Genomic DNA, 17,645 nt, shown 5'->3' with positions numbered 1-17,645 from the left:
GGTGGGACAACCTGAGCCGGACGACACGCTCTCAGGAGGCCCACTGTGCGGTACCAGTTGCTCGGAAGCCTGCACGTCACCACGGAACACGGCACCTCGGCCGTCAAGGCGCGGAACATGGAGGTGCTGCTCGCGACCCTGCTGATCCGCGCCAACGAGGTCGTCCCCATCCCGCAGCTCGGCTTCGAGATCTGGGGCGACGCCCCGCCACGGCGCCATCTGGCGGCGATCCACGTGTACATCTCGCGGCTGCGCAAAATGCTCGCGGACGACCGGCCCGAGAGCGTCATCGTCACCCAGTCCCCCGGGTACGTGCTGCGCCTCGGCCCGCAGGACCAGCTTGACTCCGACGAGTTCCAGCAGCTGATGCAGACCGGACGCGCCGCCGCCCGGGACGGCCGCACCGAACAGGCCGCCGCCGCCTTCGAGGAGGCCCTCGCCCTGTGGCGCGGCCCCGCACTCGGCGACCTCCGCTCCGGGCCGGTCCTGGAGGGCTTCACCACCTGGGCCGAGGAGGCCCGGCTCGAATGCGTCGGCATGCACGTCGAAACGGGGCTGGCCACCGGACGCCACCGCGAACTCATCGGCCGGCTCTACTCGTTGATCGCCGAGCACCCGCTGCACGAGGCGTTCCACCGCCAGCTGATGATCGCCCTCTACCGCTCGGAGCGGCAGGCCGACGCGCTGCGGGTGTACCGCGCGGCGCACCGCACCATCACCGCCGAACTCGGCATCGAACCCGGGCGGGCGCTGCGCGAGGTGCAGCGGGCGATCCTGCTGTCCGACCGGCGGCTCGACCTGCTCCGCCCGCAGCGGGGGGAATCGTCGGGGGGCGCGGATGCGGGCGGGCAGGTCGACCGCGTCGAGCGGCGGGCAGCGGCATGACCGTGGACAGCTCCCTGTGGGTGCGCCGCTTCGCCGCGCCGTCCGCCGCCGGCTCGTCCGGCTCGCCGCTGCGCCTGCTCTGCCTGCCGCACGCCGGCGGCTCCGCCTCCGCCTTCCGGCCCTGGGCCACCGCGGCCGGGCCGGACGTCGAGGTGCTCGCCCTGCAGTACCCGGGCCGCCAGGACCGCTACCGCGAGCCCGCCGTCGCGGACCTCGGCCGGCTCGCCGACCTGGCCATGCCCGCCGTCCGCGCCGCGATCGGCGACGCGCGCCACGCCCTCTTCGGCCACAGCATGGGCGCCCTGCTCGCCTTCGAACTCACCCGCCACCTGGAACGCGAGGGCCTGGCACCGGAGTTGCTCGCCGTCTCCGGCCGTCGTGCCCCCTCGACCCGGCGCGACGGCGAATACAGCCACCTCACCGACGACCACGCCCTCGCCACCCACCTGCGCAGCCTCAGCGGGACCGACCCCCGGCTGCTCGCCGACGAGGAGGCCCTGCGGATGATCCTCCCGGCCGTCCGCGCCGACCTGACCGCCGTGGACGGCTACCACGCCGGCCCTGAGGCCACCGTCACCACCCCCGTCCTCGCCCTGACCGGCGACACCGACCCCTGGGTCACCCCCGCCGAGGCCGCCGCCTGGCAGCGCCACACCACCGCCGACTTCGACCTGCGGATCTACCCCGGCGGCCACTTCTACCTCGACGGACGACACCGCGAACTGCTCACCCTGCTCACCGACCGACTCACCCCCGCCCGCCGCTGACCGCTCCGGCTGGAGTGGGAAGTCGAACCCGCCGGCTTCCCACTCCAGCCCTGCTCCGTCAGCAGTGGCAGAGCAGCTGGACGACCAGCACGTCCTCGGGCAGTCCCCGGATGTACGCGTCGGCAAGGCGCCGGTACGCGTCGACCTCGGACTCCCCCGGGCGGAACTCGCCGAGCGAGCTCGCGTTCCACGCATCGGCCCACTGGCCGTCGAGCGTCAGCAGGGCGACGGTCGGCACGGCCGTGACCGCGGCCCGTTCCATGTACTCGTCCTCACCGCAGGCGAACAGGGCGACGGGGTCCTGTGCCGCGAGGCTGCTGGGGTAGTGCTCGTCCTGCCCCGTGACGGTGTACTGGGCGAGGGCCTGCACCAGCGGCTGGGCCGGATGCTCGCACCGCCACCAGTCCCGTTCACCCCGGGGGTTCCAGCCGTCCTCTCCGTCGTTCTGGTCGAAGGGACGCATGGCCGCCTCGATCGCCGCGAGGGGATCACGCTGAGCGGACGGGGGCAGCGCAACCGTCGCCCGGAACCTCGCCACTGCATCCCCAGGACCACTCGACTCTCAGCTGGTCAGCTGACCTGGACCGGCGACGCGGGTGTCAGGCCGGAACGGACCGGATCAGCACCAACGAACCTTCGTAGAAGGGCTGTCGCCGCAGGGCGCCGAACCGTGCGTCCCGCGCCCCGCTGTCCAGGTCGCCCCGCAGGTCTGCGGCGAACCGCTCGCGCACCTGCTCGTCGACGAAGCTCCACGCCGAGCACGCCTGTCCAGCCCCGGGATCGAGCAGCATCTCGGGGCGCGCCTGGTACGCCTCGTTGGAGCCGTCGGTGCAGTCGACGGGAATCGGCACCCGCGTCACCGTGGTGCGCCCACCGAGAGCCTCGGTCAGATCCGCGATCGCCGGACAGCGGCCCGCCTCCGTGTCCAGCACCTCCGGCGAGTACTCGTACAGCCAGAAGTCCCGCACGAGGTCGAGGTCAGGGTCACAGGTCAGCACGACGACCGGGCCGCGCGCCACCCGCCGCATCTCGCGAAGCCCCGCCTTGAAGTCGCCCCACTGGTGCACGCTGAACGTGGTCATCGCCGCATCGAACGCGTCGTCGTCGAACGGCAGGTCCTCAGCCACGGCGTCGACCGCGGCCCCCAGGTGCGCGGGGCGCTGCGCCCGCATTGACGCGGACGGCTCGACCGCCGTCACCTCCGACGCCGCGCCGAAGCCGCCGGCGAGCCCGCCGCGACGTTCGCCGTACTGCCCGAGCGGGTCACCGCTGACACTCCCGCCCCGACGGCCGAGTTCGTCGACTAGTACAAGACACCCCGCGGCCACCACCCCCGCTCCACGGGTGACCCGGTCGTGCGCAGCGCGGACCTCCGCGACCAGTTCGACTCCTTCGCCGACATCGCCAAGATCGCGCCCCGCCCGCTGCTCATGATCGCCGGCACCGAGGCGGTGACCCGCGGGTTCTCCGAGAAGGCCGTCGCGGACAGCCCCGGCAACGCCGAACTGTTCCTCGTCGAGGGCGCCACCCACGTCGACCTGTACGACCGCCACGAGCACGTGACTCCTGCCGTCGCCACGCCGGTCGCGTTCTTCAGCAAGCACCTCGCCCGAGTCGGCGAGCCTGCGCGGGCAAGGAACGAAAGAGCGCTGGTCGCAGCCATTCTCCGATGGCCGCGACCAGCGTCACGGCCTCATAGCGGACGGCAGGCCTGTCGTCTCTCGTGGCGACCGCGCGATTTCGCTCGACACGGTTGGTCCCGCACTCGACAGCATGGCGCTCGCGGTGGTCGGCCGGGTCGAAACGGGCCCGGGGGCGGGTCGCTACAGGCCGAGTTGTTCGTCCAGGAGGTCGAAGAGTTCGTCGCCGTCGGCCTCGTCCAGGCGGTTGGCGAAGCCGCCGGTCCGGTCGGTGCCGCGGGCGGCGCGCAGGTGGTCGAGGGCTGACTGGAGGCGGGCGGCCAGTTCGTCGAGTTCGCCGGGGTCGTGCTCCTGGGCGACGAGGTCCGCCAGGGCCGTCTCCACGGCGGTGAGCTTCCCGAGCGCCGGTGGGGCGATCAGGGCGGTCAGGTGCCGGGCGAGCGCGGCCGCAGTGGGGTGGTCGAAGAGCAGTGTGCTCGGCAGCCGCAGCCCGAGCAGGGTACCCAGGCGGCCGCGGAGTTCGACCGCCGTCAGCGAGTCCAGGCCCAGGTCCAGCAGTCCGCGGTCCACCGGCAGGGCAGCCGGATCGGCGTGCCCGAGCACCTCGCCGACCGATCGGCGCACCAGGTCCAGCACGGCCCGCTCGCGCTCCGGCGGGGTGAGCTCCGACAGCGCGTCGCGGCGGTCCGTCAAGGCGGGAGCGGGGGTGGGGGTGGAGGCGACCGCCGCCGTCCCGACGCCAAGAAGGGCGCGCAGTGCGGCCGCCGGGCCACCGGGCCCGCCGGCACCGGGCGCCGCCAGCCGGGCCGCGACCGCCACCGGACGGCCGGTGGCCAGGGCCTCGTCCAGCAGCGCGAGGGCGCCGGCGGCCGGCAGCGGGGCGATCCCGATCCTGGCGATCCGCGCCCGGTCGGCCGCGCTCAGGCCCTCCCCCATACCCTCGCCCTCCCAGAGCCCCCACGGCAGGGACAGTGCGGGCAGGCCCAGTCCGTGCCGGTGCTCGGCGAGCGCGTCGAGGAAGGAGTTCGCGGCCGCGTACGAGCCCTGCCCAGGAGTTCCGAGCACCCCCGCGACGGAGGAGAACAGCACGAAGGCTCGCAGGGGCAGCTCCCTGGTCGCCTCGTGCAGCGCCCAGGCGCCGTCGACCTTCGGCCGCAGCACGGCGGCCACCCGCTCCGGAGTCAGGCCCTCGACCAGTCCGTCGTCCAGGACACCGGCGGCGTGCACCACCCCGGTGACCGGAAGAGCGTCCGGTGCCTGCGCCAGCGCGGCCCGGACAGCCTGCGGATCGGCCACGTCTCCCGCGACCGGCACTGCTTCGGCCTCCAGGGCGGCGAGCTCCTCCACCAGTCCGGACGCCACCCGCCCGCTGCGGCTCAGCAGCACCAGACCGCGCACCCCGTGTGCTTCCACCAGGTGCCGCACCAGCACGGCCGCCAGCGCCCCGGACGCACCGGTCACCAGCACGCTCCCGGCGCCGAACGCCCCGCCAGAAAGGCTCGCCTCCGCCGCAGCGCCTTCGGAGGTCACAACCTCCCCGGTACCGAACGGCCGGTCGCGGAACCCGGCCTCCGACGCGGCCACGCCGGAATCCGAAGGCACGACACCGTCGGCTGCAGAGGCCTCACCCTCCGCCGCCGGGACTGCCGCCGAGCCCAGTCCTTCGATACCCCCGGCGCCTGCGCCGGGCTCTGTCGCCGGGGCCGGGGTCAGGCGCGGGGCCAGGATGCGGCCGGCTCGGACCAGGAGGTGGGGTTCGTCATCGGGCCAGGTCACGGCGGGGGTTTCCGCGAGGCGGTCGGCCGGGAGGTCGGTGTCCACCAGCAGGACGCGGCCGGGGTGTTCGGCGGCCGCGGAGCGGATCAGGCCGCCCGCTGCGGCGGCGGCGAGTGCCTGGGGGCTGCCCTCCGCCACGGTCGGCAGGAGGACGGTGAGGCGGGACGCCTCGTACCGGGACTCGGTGAGCCAGGTGCTCAGGGTGGTCAAGGCCCAGGCGGTGGCGTGCTCCACCTGTTCGGGGACGGGGAGGTCCACCGGAAGGGGCGGGAGGGGCAGCAGGACGACCGCCGGCACGGGGTCGGAGAGGTCGGAAAGGTCGGAGAGGTCGGACAGGCTCGTGACCAGCGGCGCCCGGTCCCGGGAGGCGGGGAGGGCGAGGGGGAGGACGTCGGGGAGGAGGAGCGGGTCGGCGGGGCGGGCGGTGCTGAAGCGCTCGGCCGGCACCTCGGCGAGTTCGAGGGCGGCGGCGTGCAGCAGCGGGGCGCCCTCGGCGTCGTAGAGGGTGACGGCGCCGCGGTGCTCCCCGTCCGGGGTGATCCGGGCCCGGAGCGGTCCGGCGGGGACGGGCCCGTACGTACGGACCTCGCGCCAGGCGACAGGCAGCCGCAGCGTCGTGCGGCCGTCGGTGGGCAGGCCGGCGTGTGCCCAGGGGTGGAGGGCCGCGTCCAGGGCGGCGGGCGGCACGGCGAAGCGCCGGTCGGCGTCCCGGGCGCCTTCGGCGGGGCCCGCGAGGTCGGCCCACAGAGCGCCGTCGGACCGGCGCCAGGCGGCGGTGACGGTGCGGAACGCGCCGCCGTAGCCGAGGCCGTGGGCGGCGAGGGCGGCGTACAGCTCCTCGGCGTCGACGGCCTCGGCGCCGGGAGGCGGCCAGCTGCCGGAGTCCGGGGCCTCAGCCCCCGCCCCCGGGGCGAGCACGCCGGTGGCGTGGCGGGTCCAGGTCACCTCGGCTGCTGCGCCCTCGGGCCGGGCGTGGATGCGGACGGTTCGTTGGCCGGTGCTGCCCGCCGGGTCCAGCGCGACCTGGAGGTGCAGCGCGCCCTCGAACGGGAGCAGCAGGGGGGTCTCCAGGTCGAGGGAGGCGACGACGGGCAGGCCGGCGGCGCGGCCCGCGTGCAGGGCGAGGTCGAGGAGGGCGGTGGCGGGCAGGACGGCGGCGCCGGCGACGGTGTGGCCGGCGAGCCAGGGGTGCACGCGCAGGTCCAGGCGGCCGGTGAGGACGGTTCCCGTGCCGTCGGCGAGTTCGACGGCGGCGCCGAGGAAGGGGTGGTCGGCGGCGCCGAGCCCCGCCGCGCGGACGTCGCCGGTGGTGGTGGCCGGGGCGTCGAGCCAGTGCCGGGTGCGCTGGAAGGGGTAGGTCGGCAGGTCCGGGCCGGGGGCCGGGGTTGCGGGCGCTCCCAGGACGGCGGGCCAGTCGACGGCCCCTCCGGCGGCGTGCACGGCGGCGACGGCCCGCAGCAGGGTCGCCGCCTCGCCGCGCCCGCGGCGTAGCGTCGCCACCGCCGTGACGTCCTGCGGCTCGTCGGCCAGGACGTCCTGGACGAGGGTGGTGAGCAGGGTGTCGGGCCCGATCTCCAGGTAGCGCACGGTGCCGAGTTCGTGCAGGGCCCGGACGCCGTCGGCGAAGCGGACGGTGCCGCGCACGTGGCGCGCCCAGTAGTCGGGCGAGGCGGTCTGCGCCGGGTCGGCCGGCAGGCCGGTCAGGTCGGAGACGAACGGGACGGTCGGACGGCCGAAGGCGAGACCGTCGAGGGCGGCGCGGAATTCGTCGAGCACCGGGTCCATCAGCGGGGAGTGGAAGGCGTGGCTGGTGGCCAGCCGCCGGGCCTTGACGCCGGTGGCGGCGAGCCGGGCGGCGACCGCGAGGACGGCCTCCTCCTCGCCGGAGACGACGGTGGCCCGGGGGCCGTTGACGGCCGCCACCGAGACCGGACCGGTCTGCCCCTCCAGTCCTTCCAGGGCGGCGAGGACGTCCGCCTCGGAGGCCCGCAGGGCCAGCATGGCGCCGCCGGCGGGTAGCGCGTCCATCAGCCGGCTGCGCGCGGCGACCAGGGCGACGGCGTCCGCCAGGGTGAGCATCCCGGCGGCGTGGGCCGCGGCGACGGCGCCGATCGAGTGCCCGAGGACGGCGTCGGGCCGCACCCCCCAGTGGGCGAGCAGCCGCACGAGGGCGAACTGCACGGCGAACAGAGCGGGTTGGGTGTACGCGGTGCGGTCCAGCAGGCCGGTCTCCTCGAACAGGACCTCCCGCAGCGGCCGCTCCAGGTGCGGCGCGAAGGCCGCGCACGCCTCGTCGAGGGCGGCCGCGAACTCCGCGTGGGTCTCGTACAACTCCTTCGCCATGCCGACGCGTTGGCTTCCCTGACCGCTGAAGACGAAGGCTGTCCGGCCACCCCGGGCACTGCCGCGCAGCACGTCCTGCGAGTCCGATCCGGCGGCCAGCGCCCGCAGGCCGTCCAGCAGTTCGGCGCGGGAGGCGCCGAGCACCGCCGCGCGCTGCTCGAAGGCCGTCCGGGTGGTGGCCAACGCCATTCCCGCTGCAGCGAGTTGCTCCTCAGGCAGATCGGCGGCGAGGGCCAGCAGCCGCTGCGCCTGGGCCCGCAGCGCGGGTTCGGTGCGGGCGGAGACCGGCCAGAGCAGCGTCGCGGGCGGTGTCGCCGCGCCGGGCTCGCCGGGCTCCTGGGAGCCCTTGGACTCCGCCGGCTCCGGAGCCTGTTCCAGGATCACGTGCGCATTGGTGCCGCTGATCCCGAAGGAGGACACCCCCGCCCGGCGCGGCCGGTCGACCTCGGGCCACGCGCGCGCCTCGGCGAGCAGTTCCACCGCCCCGGCCGTCCAGTCCACGTGCGGGGAGGGCGCGTCGACGTGCAGGGTCTCGGGCAGCCGGCCTCGCCGGATGGCCTCGACCATCTTGATCACGCCCGCCACGCCCGCCGCCGCCTGGCTGTGGCCGATGTTGGACTTCACCGACCCCAGCCACAGCGGCCGCCCGGCGGGGCGGTCCTGCCCGTACGTCGCGAGCAGTGCCTGCGCCTCGATCGGGTCGCCGAGCCGGGTGCCCGTGCCGTGCGCCTCGACCGCGTCCACGCCGTCCGCCGTCAGCCGGGCGGCGGCCAGCGCAGCCCGGATGACCCGCTGCTGGGCGGGGCCGTTCGGCGCCGTCAGCCCGTTCGACGCGCCGTCCTGGTTGACCGCCGTGCCGCGCACCAGGGCCAGCACGGGGTGCCCGTTGCGCCGGGCGTCGGAGAGCCGTTCCAGGACGAGCACGCCCGCGCCCTCGGCCCAGCCCGTGCCGTCGGCGCCGGCCGCGAAGGGCTTGCAGCGCCCGTCGGGGGCCAGCCCGCGCTGGCGGCTGAACTCGACGAAAGTGGCGGGGGTGGCCATCACGGTGACGCCGCCGGCCAGGGCGAGCGTCGCCTCGCCGCTGCGCAGCGCCTGCGCGGCCAGGTGCAGCGCGACCAGCGAGGAGGAGCAGGCGGTGTCCACGGTGACGGCCGGCCCCTCGAGGCCGAGCGCGTAGGAGACGCGGCCGGAGGCGACGCTGCCGGCGCTGCCGCTGACCAGATAGCCCTCGTAGCCGTCGGGCGCCTCGGGGGCCTGGCTGAGCCGGGAGCCGTAGTCGTCGTACATCACGCCCACGAAGACGCCGGTCCGGCTGCCGCGCAGCGTCCCCGGGTCGATGCCGGCCCGCTCGACGGCCTCCCAGGCCGTCTCCAGCAGGATGCGCTGCTGCGGGTCGGTGGCCAGCGCCTCGCGCGGGCTCATGCCGAAGAAGGCGGGGTCGAAGTCGGCGGCGTCGTAGAGGAATCCGCCGTGCCGGGCGTAGGAGGTGCCGGGGCGCTCCGGATCGGGGTGGAAGAGCCGGTCCAGGCGCCAGCCCCGGTCCTCGGGGAAGGGGCCGACGGCGTCGACCCGGTCCGCGACCAGCTGCCACAGGTCCGCGGCGGAGCGCACCCCGCCGGGGTAGCGGCAGCCGATGCCGACGATCGCGATCGGGTCGTCCGCCGCCTCCGTCGGCGGCTGCGCGGGCCGGTCCCCGGCGTCGCTGCCCAACTGCGGCAGCTGCGGGAGCAGCGTCTCGCCCAGGTGGGCGGCCAGGGCTGCCGGGCTCGGGTGGTCGAAGACCAGGGTGCTCGACAGGGCCAGGCCCGTGGTCGCGTTCAGCCGGTTGCGCAGGTCGACGGCGGCCAGCGAGTCGAAGCCCTGCTCGGTGAAGGAGCGGTCCTCCTCGATGGCGTGCGGCCCGCTGTGCCCGAGCACGGAGGCGGTGGCGGTTCGGACCAACTCGCTCAGCAGCAGCGCGCGTTCGGCCTCCGGAAGCTCCGCGAGACGCTGCGCGAGCGGCGCGGCGCCGGGCGTGGGTCCGGCCGCGCGTACGGTGCTCGCCGCGCGGCGCGGAGCCGCCGGGCGGGCCAGGGCGCGCAGCGGCGCGGGCAGGGCCGTGCCGCCCGCGGCGGGTGTGGCGAGGTCCAGTCGGACGGGCGCGAGCAGCGGGTGCGGCGAGGCGAGGGCCTCGTCGAGCAGGGCGAGCGCCTCGGCGGGGGGCAGCGGGGCGATGCCGGTCCGGGCCAGCCGGGCCAGGTCGGCGGCGGAGAGCCGGCTGCCCATGCCGTCGCCGTCCCACAGCCCCCAGGCCAACGACAGTCCGGGCAGGCCGAGTTGGCGCCGGTGGGCGGCGAGCGCGTCGAGGAAGGAGTTCGCGGCCGCGTACGGGCCCTGACCGGCGGTGCCAAGGAGCCCGGCGACGGAGGAGAACAGCACGAAGGCCCGCAGGGGCAGCTCCCTGGTCGCCTCGTGCAGCGCCCAGGCGCCGTCGGCCTTGGGCCGCAGCACGGCGCCGACCCGTTCGGCGGTGAGCCCCTCGGTCACGCCGTCGTCGACCACGCCGGCGGCGTGCAGCACGGCGGTGACGGGCAGCCCGTCGGGTGCCTGGGCCAGGGCCGCCCGTACGGCCTGCGGGTCGGCGACGTCGGCGGCGACGGTCGCCACGGCGGCTCCGGCCTGCGCCAACTCCTCCACCAGGCCCGGTTCGACGGTGCCCCGGCGACTGAGCAGGAGCAGGCCCCGGACGCCGTGGGTGTGCACCAGATGGCGGGCGACCAGCGCGCCGAGCGCGCCGGACGCGCCGGTCAGCAGGACGCTCCCGCCGCCGAAGTCCGGGCGCCCGTCGTGAGCTTCGGCGATCGTCAGCCTCGGGCGGAGGACCTTTTCTTGACGTACCGCCAGTTCTGTTTCCTTGTCGAATCGGAGGGCTGTCGGCACTGCTCGCTCGCCCTCACCCACGTCCAGCAGGGCCACTCGGCCCGGGTGCTCGGCAGCCGCTGAGCGGAACAGTCCCCGCACGGAGGCGCCGGCGAGGTCTCGGACGGGATCGACGGCGCCGGTCGACACGGCACCCCGGGTGAGCAGCACCAGCCGTGAGGCCGCGAAACGCGGCTCGGCCAGCCATTCCTGGAGCACGGGCAGCAGTGCGCGGACGGCCGCGCGGGTGGCCTCCGCCGGGTCCTCGGCGCCGGCCGGGGTGGCGTACGGGAGCAGAACGGTCGGCGGGACCGGATCCGGCAGCTCGGCGAGCGCGGCGACCGGGGTGGCGGCGGGCAGCAGGTCGAGCCCGGGGCCCTGCCCCTCCGGGACGAGGAGGGCCAAGGGCGCGTCGTCGCCGGGGGCTGCGGCCGGCGCGGGTTCCCAGGTGAGCAAGTACAGGGAGCGGCCCACGGTGGTGCGCAGGCTGCGGGCCAGCGCCTCCGGGGCGACGGGGCGCAGATCGAGCCGGGCGACGGCGGCGAGCGGCTCGCCCCGCCCGTCGGCGAGGTCGAGGCGGTAGCCGCCGTCCGACGGCCGCAGCGCCACGCGGGCTGCGGGGGCGCCCCCGGCGTGCACGGTGACACCGTGCCAGGCGAAGGGCAGCAGGAGGCCGGGCTCCGCGCCGTCGGTGTCCCCGTTCCGGGCGAGCAGGTGGAGGGCGGCATCCAGCAGGGCCGGGTGCAGCCCGTACGCTCCGGCGTCGGCGGCGGGGCCGTCGGGCAGCTCGACCTCCGCGTAGAGCATGCCGCCCGCCGCCTGCCAGGCGGCGCGCAGGCCCTGGAAGGCGGGGCCGTAGCGGTAGCCGTCGGCGGCGAGTCGGGGGTACAGGGCCTCCACGTCCAGTTCGTCGGCGTCGGCCGGGGGCCAGACGCGCAGGTCGGAGGCGGGGGCGGTCTCGGCTGCCCCGGGGGAGAGCGTTCCGGTGGCGTGCCGGGTCCAGGCCGCTTCCTCCGCCCCGGCCGGTCGGGCGTGCACGGCCAGCGGCCGGCTGCCGTCCGCGCCGGGCGGGCCCACGGCGAGCTGGAGTTGCGCGGCGCCTTCGGCGGGCAACGGTAGCGGGGACTCGAGGGTCAGCTCGGCCAGGTGCGGGGTGCCGGCACGCTCCCCCGCCCGCAGCGCGAGCTCGACCAGGGCGGCGCCCGGCAGGAGCGGGACGCCGAGGATGTCGTGGTCGGCGAGCCAGGGCAGCGCGGCCGGGGACAGGCGTCCGGTGAGCACCAGGCCACCGCTGTCCGGGAGTTGGAGCTCCGCTCCCAGCAGCGGGTGGCCGGCCCGGTCGAGGCCCACGTCGCGCGGATCGGCCGGGGTGGCGTCGGGGTCGAGCCAGTACCGGCGGTGCTCGAACGGGTAGGTGGGCAGTTCGGGCGCGTCGGCGATGCGGCCGCTCACCCCGGCCAGGGACGGCCAGTCGACGGCGGCGCCGGTGACGGCCAGCCTGGCGAGGGCGGCCGTCAGGGTCCGCGCTTCGGGGCGGTCCCGGCGCAGGGCGGACGCGGTCACGGTGACTTCGTCCAGGGTCTCCCGGACGAGCGGGGTGAGGACGGCGTCCGGGCCGAGTTCGAGGTAGCGGGTGACGCCCTGGTCGTGGAGGGTGCGGACGACTTCGTGGAAGCGCACGGCCGAGCGGATGTGCCGGGCCCAGTAGGCCGGTTCGGCCAGTTCGGCAGCGGTGGCGAGGCGTCCGGTCAGGTCGGAGACCACCGGCAGCAACGGCTCGGCGAACGCCACCTCGGCCGCGACCTGGGCGAACTCCTCCAGCACCGCGTCCATGTGCGGCGAGTGGAAGGCGTGGCTGACGGTCAACTGCTTGACCCGGCGCCCGCGTTCACGCCACTGGCCGGCCAGCTCCAGGACGGCCTTCCCGTCACCGGCGAGCACCACCGAGCGCGGACCGTTCACCGCCGCCAGCGACACCGACCCCTCACGACCGGCCAGTTCGGGCAGCACCTCCTCCTCCGTGGCCTCCACCGCCACCATCGCCCCACCCGAACGCGCCGCCTCCATCAACCGGCCCCGCGCCGTCACCAGCACGGCCGCGTCCTCCAACGAGAACGCACCCGCCACGAACGCGGCCACCACCCCGCCGATCGAGTGCCCGGCCACCACGTCCGCCGTCACACCGGCCGACACCACCAACCGGTACAGCGCCACCTCCACCGCGAACAACGCCGGCTGCGTGAACACCGTCCGGTCCAGCAACTCCCCGCCCTCGAACACCACCTCACGCAACGACCGACCCACCAACGGGTCGAAGACCGCGCACACCTCGTCGAACGCAGCAGCGAACACCGGGAACGCCTCGTACAACTCCCGCCCCATGCCCACCCGCTGGCTCCCCTGCCCGGTGAACACGAACGCCGTACGGCCACCGGCCGCCACCCGGCCCCGCACCGCCGCAGGACTCCCCTCGCCCGAGGCCAATGCCCTCAGGCCATCCAGGAGTTCGGCGCGCTGCGAGCCCAGCAGGACAGCCCGGTGATCCAGTGCGCCACGCGTCCGGGCGAGTGCGAATCCGAGGCGTGCCGGGTCCACCTCCGGCCGGGCGTCCGCGAAGGCCAGCAGCCGTACGGCCTGTTCGCGCAACGCGGCCTCGCTGCGCGCCGACACCGGCCACGCCACCACCCCCGGCCCCGCCACCTCCGGCGCAGGCGCAACCTCCGGCGCCTGCTCCAGAATCACATGCGCGTTCGTCCCGCTGATCCCGAACGACGACACCCCCGCCCGACGCGCACGCCCCACCTCCGGCCACTCACGCGCCTCGGCCAGCAACTCCACCCCACCCGAGGACCAGTCCACCAACTCCGACGGCTCCCCCGCATACAACGACGCGGGCAACACCCCCTCCGCCAGAGCCCGCACCATCTTGATCACACCACCCACACCCGCAGCCGCCTGGCTGTGGCCGATGTTCGACTTCAACGACCCCAGCCACAAGGGACGTTCAGCCTCACGGTCCCGCCCGTACGTCGCCAGCAACGCCTGCGCCTCGATCGGGTCACCGAGCCGCGTCCCCGTCCCGTGCGCCTCCACCACGTCAACCTCGGAAGCCTTCACCCCCGCCGCCGACAACGCCGCCCGAATCACCCGCTCCTGCGACGGACCGTTCGGCGCCGTCAACCCGTTCGACGCACCGTCCTGGTTCACCGCCGAACCCCGCACCACCGCCAACACCCGATGCCCATGGCGAAGCGCATCCGACAACCGCTCCACCACCAGCACCCCCACCCCCTCCGACCACCCCGTCCCCTCCGCACCCGCCGCGAACGACCGGCACCGACCATCCACCGACAACCCCCGCTGCCGACTGAACTCCACGAACATGCCGGGGCTCGCCATGACCGTCACCCCGCCGGTCAGAGCCAGGTCGCAGTCCCCGGCGCGCAGCGCGGCGGCCGCCTGGTGCAGGGCGACCAGCGAGGAGGAGCAGGCGGTGTCGACCGTCACCGCCGGGCCCTCCAGGCCGAGGGAGTACGCCACCCGGCCCGAGATCACGCTGGTCGTGCTGCCGGTGAGCAGGAAGCCGTCCGCGCCGTCCGTCCCCTCGGACAGCCGGGGGCCGTACTCCATCGCGGTCGCGCCGACGTAGACGCCGGTGCGGCTGCCGCGCAGCCCGGCCGGGTCGAGGCCCGCCGACTCCAGCGCCTCCCAGGAGGTTTCGAGCAGCAGCCGCTGCTGCGGGTCCATCGCCGCCGCCTCACGCGGCGAGATCCCGAAGAAGGCGGCGTCGAACCCGCCGGCGCCGTCGAGGAATCCGCCGTGCCGGGCATAGGTGGTCCCGGGGTGGTCGGGGTCGGGGTGATAGAGCGCCTCCAGGTCCCACCCGCGGTCCGACGGGAACGGCGAGATCCCGTCCCGGCCCTCCACCACCAGCTGCCACAACTCCTCCGGCGACCCCACCCCACCCGGATACCGGCACGCCATCCCCACGATCGCCACCGGCTCGTCCACCGCCGCCCGCCGCACCGACACCGCCCGCTCGTCACCGCGCAGGTGATCGGCCAGGGCCTCGGGGGTCGGGTGGTCGTACACGACGGAGGCGGGCAGGTCGAGGCCCGTGGCAGCGGCCAGGCGGTCGCGCAGTTCGACGGCGCCGAGGGAGTCCAGGCCGAGGTCCTTGAAGGTCCGCCGGCCGTCCAGGCCCTGCGGGGTGGGGTGGCCGAGCACCACGGCGGCCTGGGCCCGGACCAGTTCCAGCAGATCGCGCTCCGGCCGCCGCCGCTGCGGCACCTCGGCCACGGGGGCGGGGAGCACGGCGGGCTCCTGCGCCGCCACCTCCGCCCCGGCCACCACGTCCGTCCCCGCAGCCGGCCAGTACCGCTCCCGCTGGAAGGCGTACGTCGGCAGCGCGACCCCCCGGCCCGCCGCGCCGGGCCCGAAGTACCCGGCCCAGTCGACGGCGCCGCCGCGGGCGTGCAGCAGCCCCACCGCGCCGAGCAGGCTCGCCGCCTCCGGGCGCCCCCGCCGCAGCAGCGCGGCGCCCGCGACCTCGGCGCCCAGCCCGTCGGCCGCCGCCGTGTCCCGGGCGAGCGCGGTGAGCACCGCGTCCGGCCCGAGTTCGAGGTGGGTGCGCACGCCGAGACCGTGCAGGGCGCGCACCCCGTCAGCGAAGCGGACGGCCTCCCGGGCGTGCCGCACCCAGTGCCCGGGGTCGGCCAGGGTGTCCGCTGCGACCGGCCGTCCGGTGAGGGTGGAGACCAGGGGAAGCCGAGGCGGCGCGTACGACAGTGCGGCGGCGACGGCGCCGAAGCGCTCCAGGGCCGGTTCCATCAGCGGCGAGTGGAAGGCGTGGCCGACCCGCAGCCGGCGGGTGCGCCGCCCGCGTGCGGCCAGCTCGGCGGCGACGGCGAGCACGGCCGGTTCGGCGCCGGACAGGACGACGGCGCGCGGGCCGTTGACGGCGGCCACGCCAACCTCCGCCTCCCGTCCGGCCAGCCGCTCCAGCACTTCCTCCTCCGTGGCCTCGACTGCCACCATCGCGCCGCCCGACGGCAGTTCGGCCATCAGCCGGCCCCGGGCGGTGATGAGCGCGGCGGCGTCGGCCAGGGTGAGCACCCCGGCGGCACGGGCGGCCGCGATCTCGCCGATGGAGTGCCCGGCGACGGCGTCGGGGGTCACGCCCCAGGAGCGCAGCAGTGCGTGCAGGGCGCCGCCGAGGGCGAACAGTGCGGGCTGGGTGTACTCGGTGCGGTCCAGCAACGCGCCCTCGGGGCTTGCGGGTTCCGCGAACAGGAGCGGGCCGAGCGGCCGCTCCAGGTGCGGGTCCAGGGCGGCCAGGGCCTCGTCCAGCGCGGCCGCGAACGCCGGGAAGCGGGCGTACAGTTCGCGTCCGGCGCCGGGGCGCTGGCTGCCCTGGCCGGGGAACAGGAAGGCGGTGCCGCCGACGGTGCCGGTGCTGCCGACGACCGTCCCGGGCGCCTCCCGGCCCTCGGCCAGCGCGTCCAGGGCGACGAGCAGGCGGGCGCGGTCCTCGGCCACCAGGACGGCGCGGTCCTCGAAGGCCGTCCGGGTGAGAGCGAGCGGGCCTGCGACGTCGGCGGGGCCGAGCGCCGGGTGCGCCTCCAGGTGGGCCCGCAGGGCGGCGGCCTGCGCGGACAGGGCCGGGCGGCCGCGCCCGGAGAGCAGCACGGGCGCGGGCAGGGCGGCCGGCACGGCAGCGGGCACCGCCGGTACGGGCGCACCGGTCAGCACCACGTGGACGTCCGTCCCTCCCATGCCGAAGGAGCTGACGCCGGCCAGCCGCTCCTGCGGCGCGGCCACGGGCCAGGGCTTGCGCTCGGTGGCGACCTTCAGCCGCAGCGCCGTCAGGTCGACGGCGGGGTTGGGGATCTGGTGGTGCGGGGTCGGCGGCAGCTCGCCGTGGTGCAGGGCCAGCACGGTCTTCAGCAGGCCGACCAGCCCCGCCGCCCCTTCCAGGTGGCCCACGTTGCTCTTGGCCGAACCGACCAGCAGCGGGGCGTCCCCGGCGCGTCCGGCACCCAGCACCCGTCCGAGGGCGGCGGCCTCCACCGGGTCCCCGACCGCCGTCCCGGTGCCGTGCAGTTCGACGTACTGGACGGCCGCCGGCCCCACCCCGGCCCTGCGGTAGGCGGCCGCCAGCACCGCGGCCTGGCCGTCGACGCCGGGAACGGTCAGGCCGTCGGTGGCGCCGTCGTTGCCGATGGCGCTGCCGAGCAGCACGCCGTACACCGGATCGCCGTCCGCCAGGGCCCGTGCCAGCGGCTTGAGCAGGACGGCGACGCCGCCCTCGCCGCGGACGTACCCGTCGGCGGCCGCGTCGAGGGGCCGGCTGCGCCCCTGCGGGGACAGGCCCCCGAAGCAGGCGGCGCCGAGCGTGCTGTCCGGCGCGGCGATCAGGTTCACTCCGAGGGCGAGGGCGAGCTCGGACTCGCCGCGGCGCAGGCTCTCGCAGGCCAGGTGGACGGCCGCCAGGGAGGAGGACTGCGCGGTGTCCACGGTCAGGCTCGGGCCGCGCAGGCCCAGGTGGTACGAGAGCCGATTGGCGATCATGCCCCGGTTGAGGCCGGTCAGGGTGTGCCGGTCCACCGCATTCGGGCCGCGCCGGTGCACCAGCGCCGCGTAGTCGTCCAGGAAGGCGCCGACGAAGACACCGGTGCGGCTGTCACGCAGCCGGGCGGGCAGTCGCCCGGCGTCCTCCAGCACCTCCCAGCCGAGTTCCAGCACCAGCCGCTGCTGCGGGTCCATCGCGGTGGCCTCGCGCGGCGAGATGCCGAAGAAGGCGGCGTCGAAGGTGTCGATCCGCTCCAGGAAGGCGCCCGCGCGCGGCACGCCGGGGGTGTCCGCCGGCCACCGGTCCGCAGGGGGCTCGCCGACGGCGTCCCGTCCCTCGAGCAGCAGCTCCCAGAACGCCCTCGGGTCGGGCGCGCCGGGCAGGCGGCAGGCCAGGCCGACGACGGCGACGGAACCGGGCAGCAGCTCGGCGGCGGCGTCGGGAGCGGGGGTACGGACGGCGGCGGGGTTCTCGGGCGTGGCGGTCATCGCGGGGTGCGTGCTCCTCGTCGAGGTGGTGGCGTGATGTCGGGGCGGCGGGCGCTCCGGACGCTGCCGGGGAGGGGACCGGGGAGAAGAAGGTGTGGGAGGGACCGGACGGACCGGACGACCGGGGCGGCGGCCGGGTGTCGCGACGGCAGTACCGTGGCTGCCGGGGTGCGCCGGCGCACCCGGCCGGCCCCTGCTGTCATGCTCGGCGGATCGGCTGAACCGCCCCTGAACCCGGCCCGCCGGGCGGCCGGCCAGGTCGACCGGACCAGCGCGG

At 76.1% G+C, this 17,645-nt stretch carries 5 protein-coding genes; 2 read left to right on the top strand and 3 right to left on the bottom strand.

The genetic code is table 11. From position 1 onward, the window contains the following. Positions 1–45 precede the first annotated feature (45 nt). Together ACIRVF_RS28585 and ACIRVF_RS28580 are read left to right on the top strand one after the other, a co-directional pair. A complete protein-coding gene (locus ACIRVF_RS28585; protein WP_402823780.1) occupies positions 46–885 on the top strand; it encodes a BTAD domain-containing putative transcriptional regulator in 840 nt (279 codons plus the stop codon). Continuing rightward, a complete protein-coding gene (locus ACIRVF_RS28580; protein ID WP_402823777.1) occupies positions 882–1,652 on the top strand; it encodes a thioesterase II family protein in 771 nt (256 codons plus the stop codon). Before ACIRVF_RS28585 ends, ACIRVF_RS28580 begins: the two co-directional genes overlap by 4 nt. 58 nt (positions 1,653–1,710) lie before the next feature. Here ACIRVF_RS28580 and ACIRVF_RS28575 read toward each other — a convergent pair whose 3' ends face one another. From ACIRVF_RS28575 to ACIRVF_RS28565, 3 genes are all read right to left on the bottom strand, one after another. Then, positions 1,711–2,115 carry a hypothetical protein gene (locus ACIRVF_RS28575; RefSeq protein ID WP_402823774.1) on the bottom strand — a complete coding sequence of 135 codons (405 nt, stop codon included), beginning with the start codon at positions 2,113–2,115 and terminating at the stop codon, positions 1,711–1,713. Between the two features lie 136 nt (positions 2,116–2,251). Next, positions 2,252–3,205 (bottom strand): class I SAM-dependent methyltransferase, encoded by a 954-nt coding sequence (locus tag ACIRVF_RS28570; RefSeq protein WP_402823771.1) that lies wholly within the window; start codon positions 3,203–3,205, stop codon positions 2,252–2,254. 270 nt (positions 3,206–3,475) lie between these two features. Continuing rightward, the gene (locus ACIRVF_RS28565; RefSeq protein ID WP_402823768.1) at positions 3,476–17,368 is read right to left on the bottom strand and encodes a type I polyketide synthase; all 13,893 of its coding nucleotides are present in this window, start codon (positions 17,366–17,368) and stop codon (positions 3,476–3,478) included. Between the last annotated feature and the right edge of the window lie 277 nt (positions 17,369–17,645).

The sequence above is a fragment of the Kitasatospora sp. NPDC101157 genome, from assembly GCF_044768255.1.
Taxonomy (GTDB): Bacteria; Actinomycetota; Actinomycetes; order Streptomycetales; family Streptomycetaceae; genus Kitasatospora.
The sequence above is the reverse complement of the archived record's forward strand: the minus strand, read 5'-3'. Positions and strand labels throughout refer to the sequence as shown.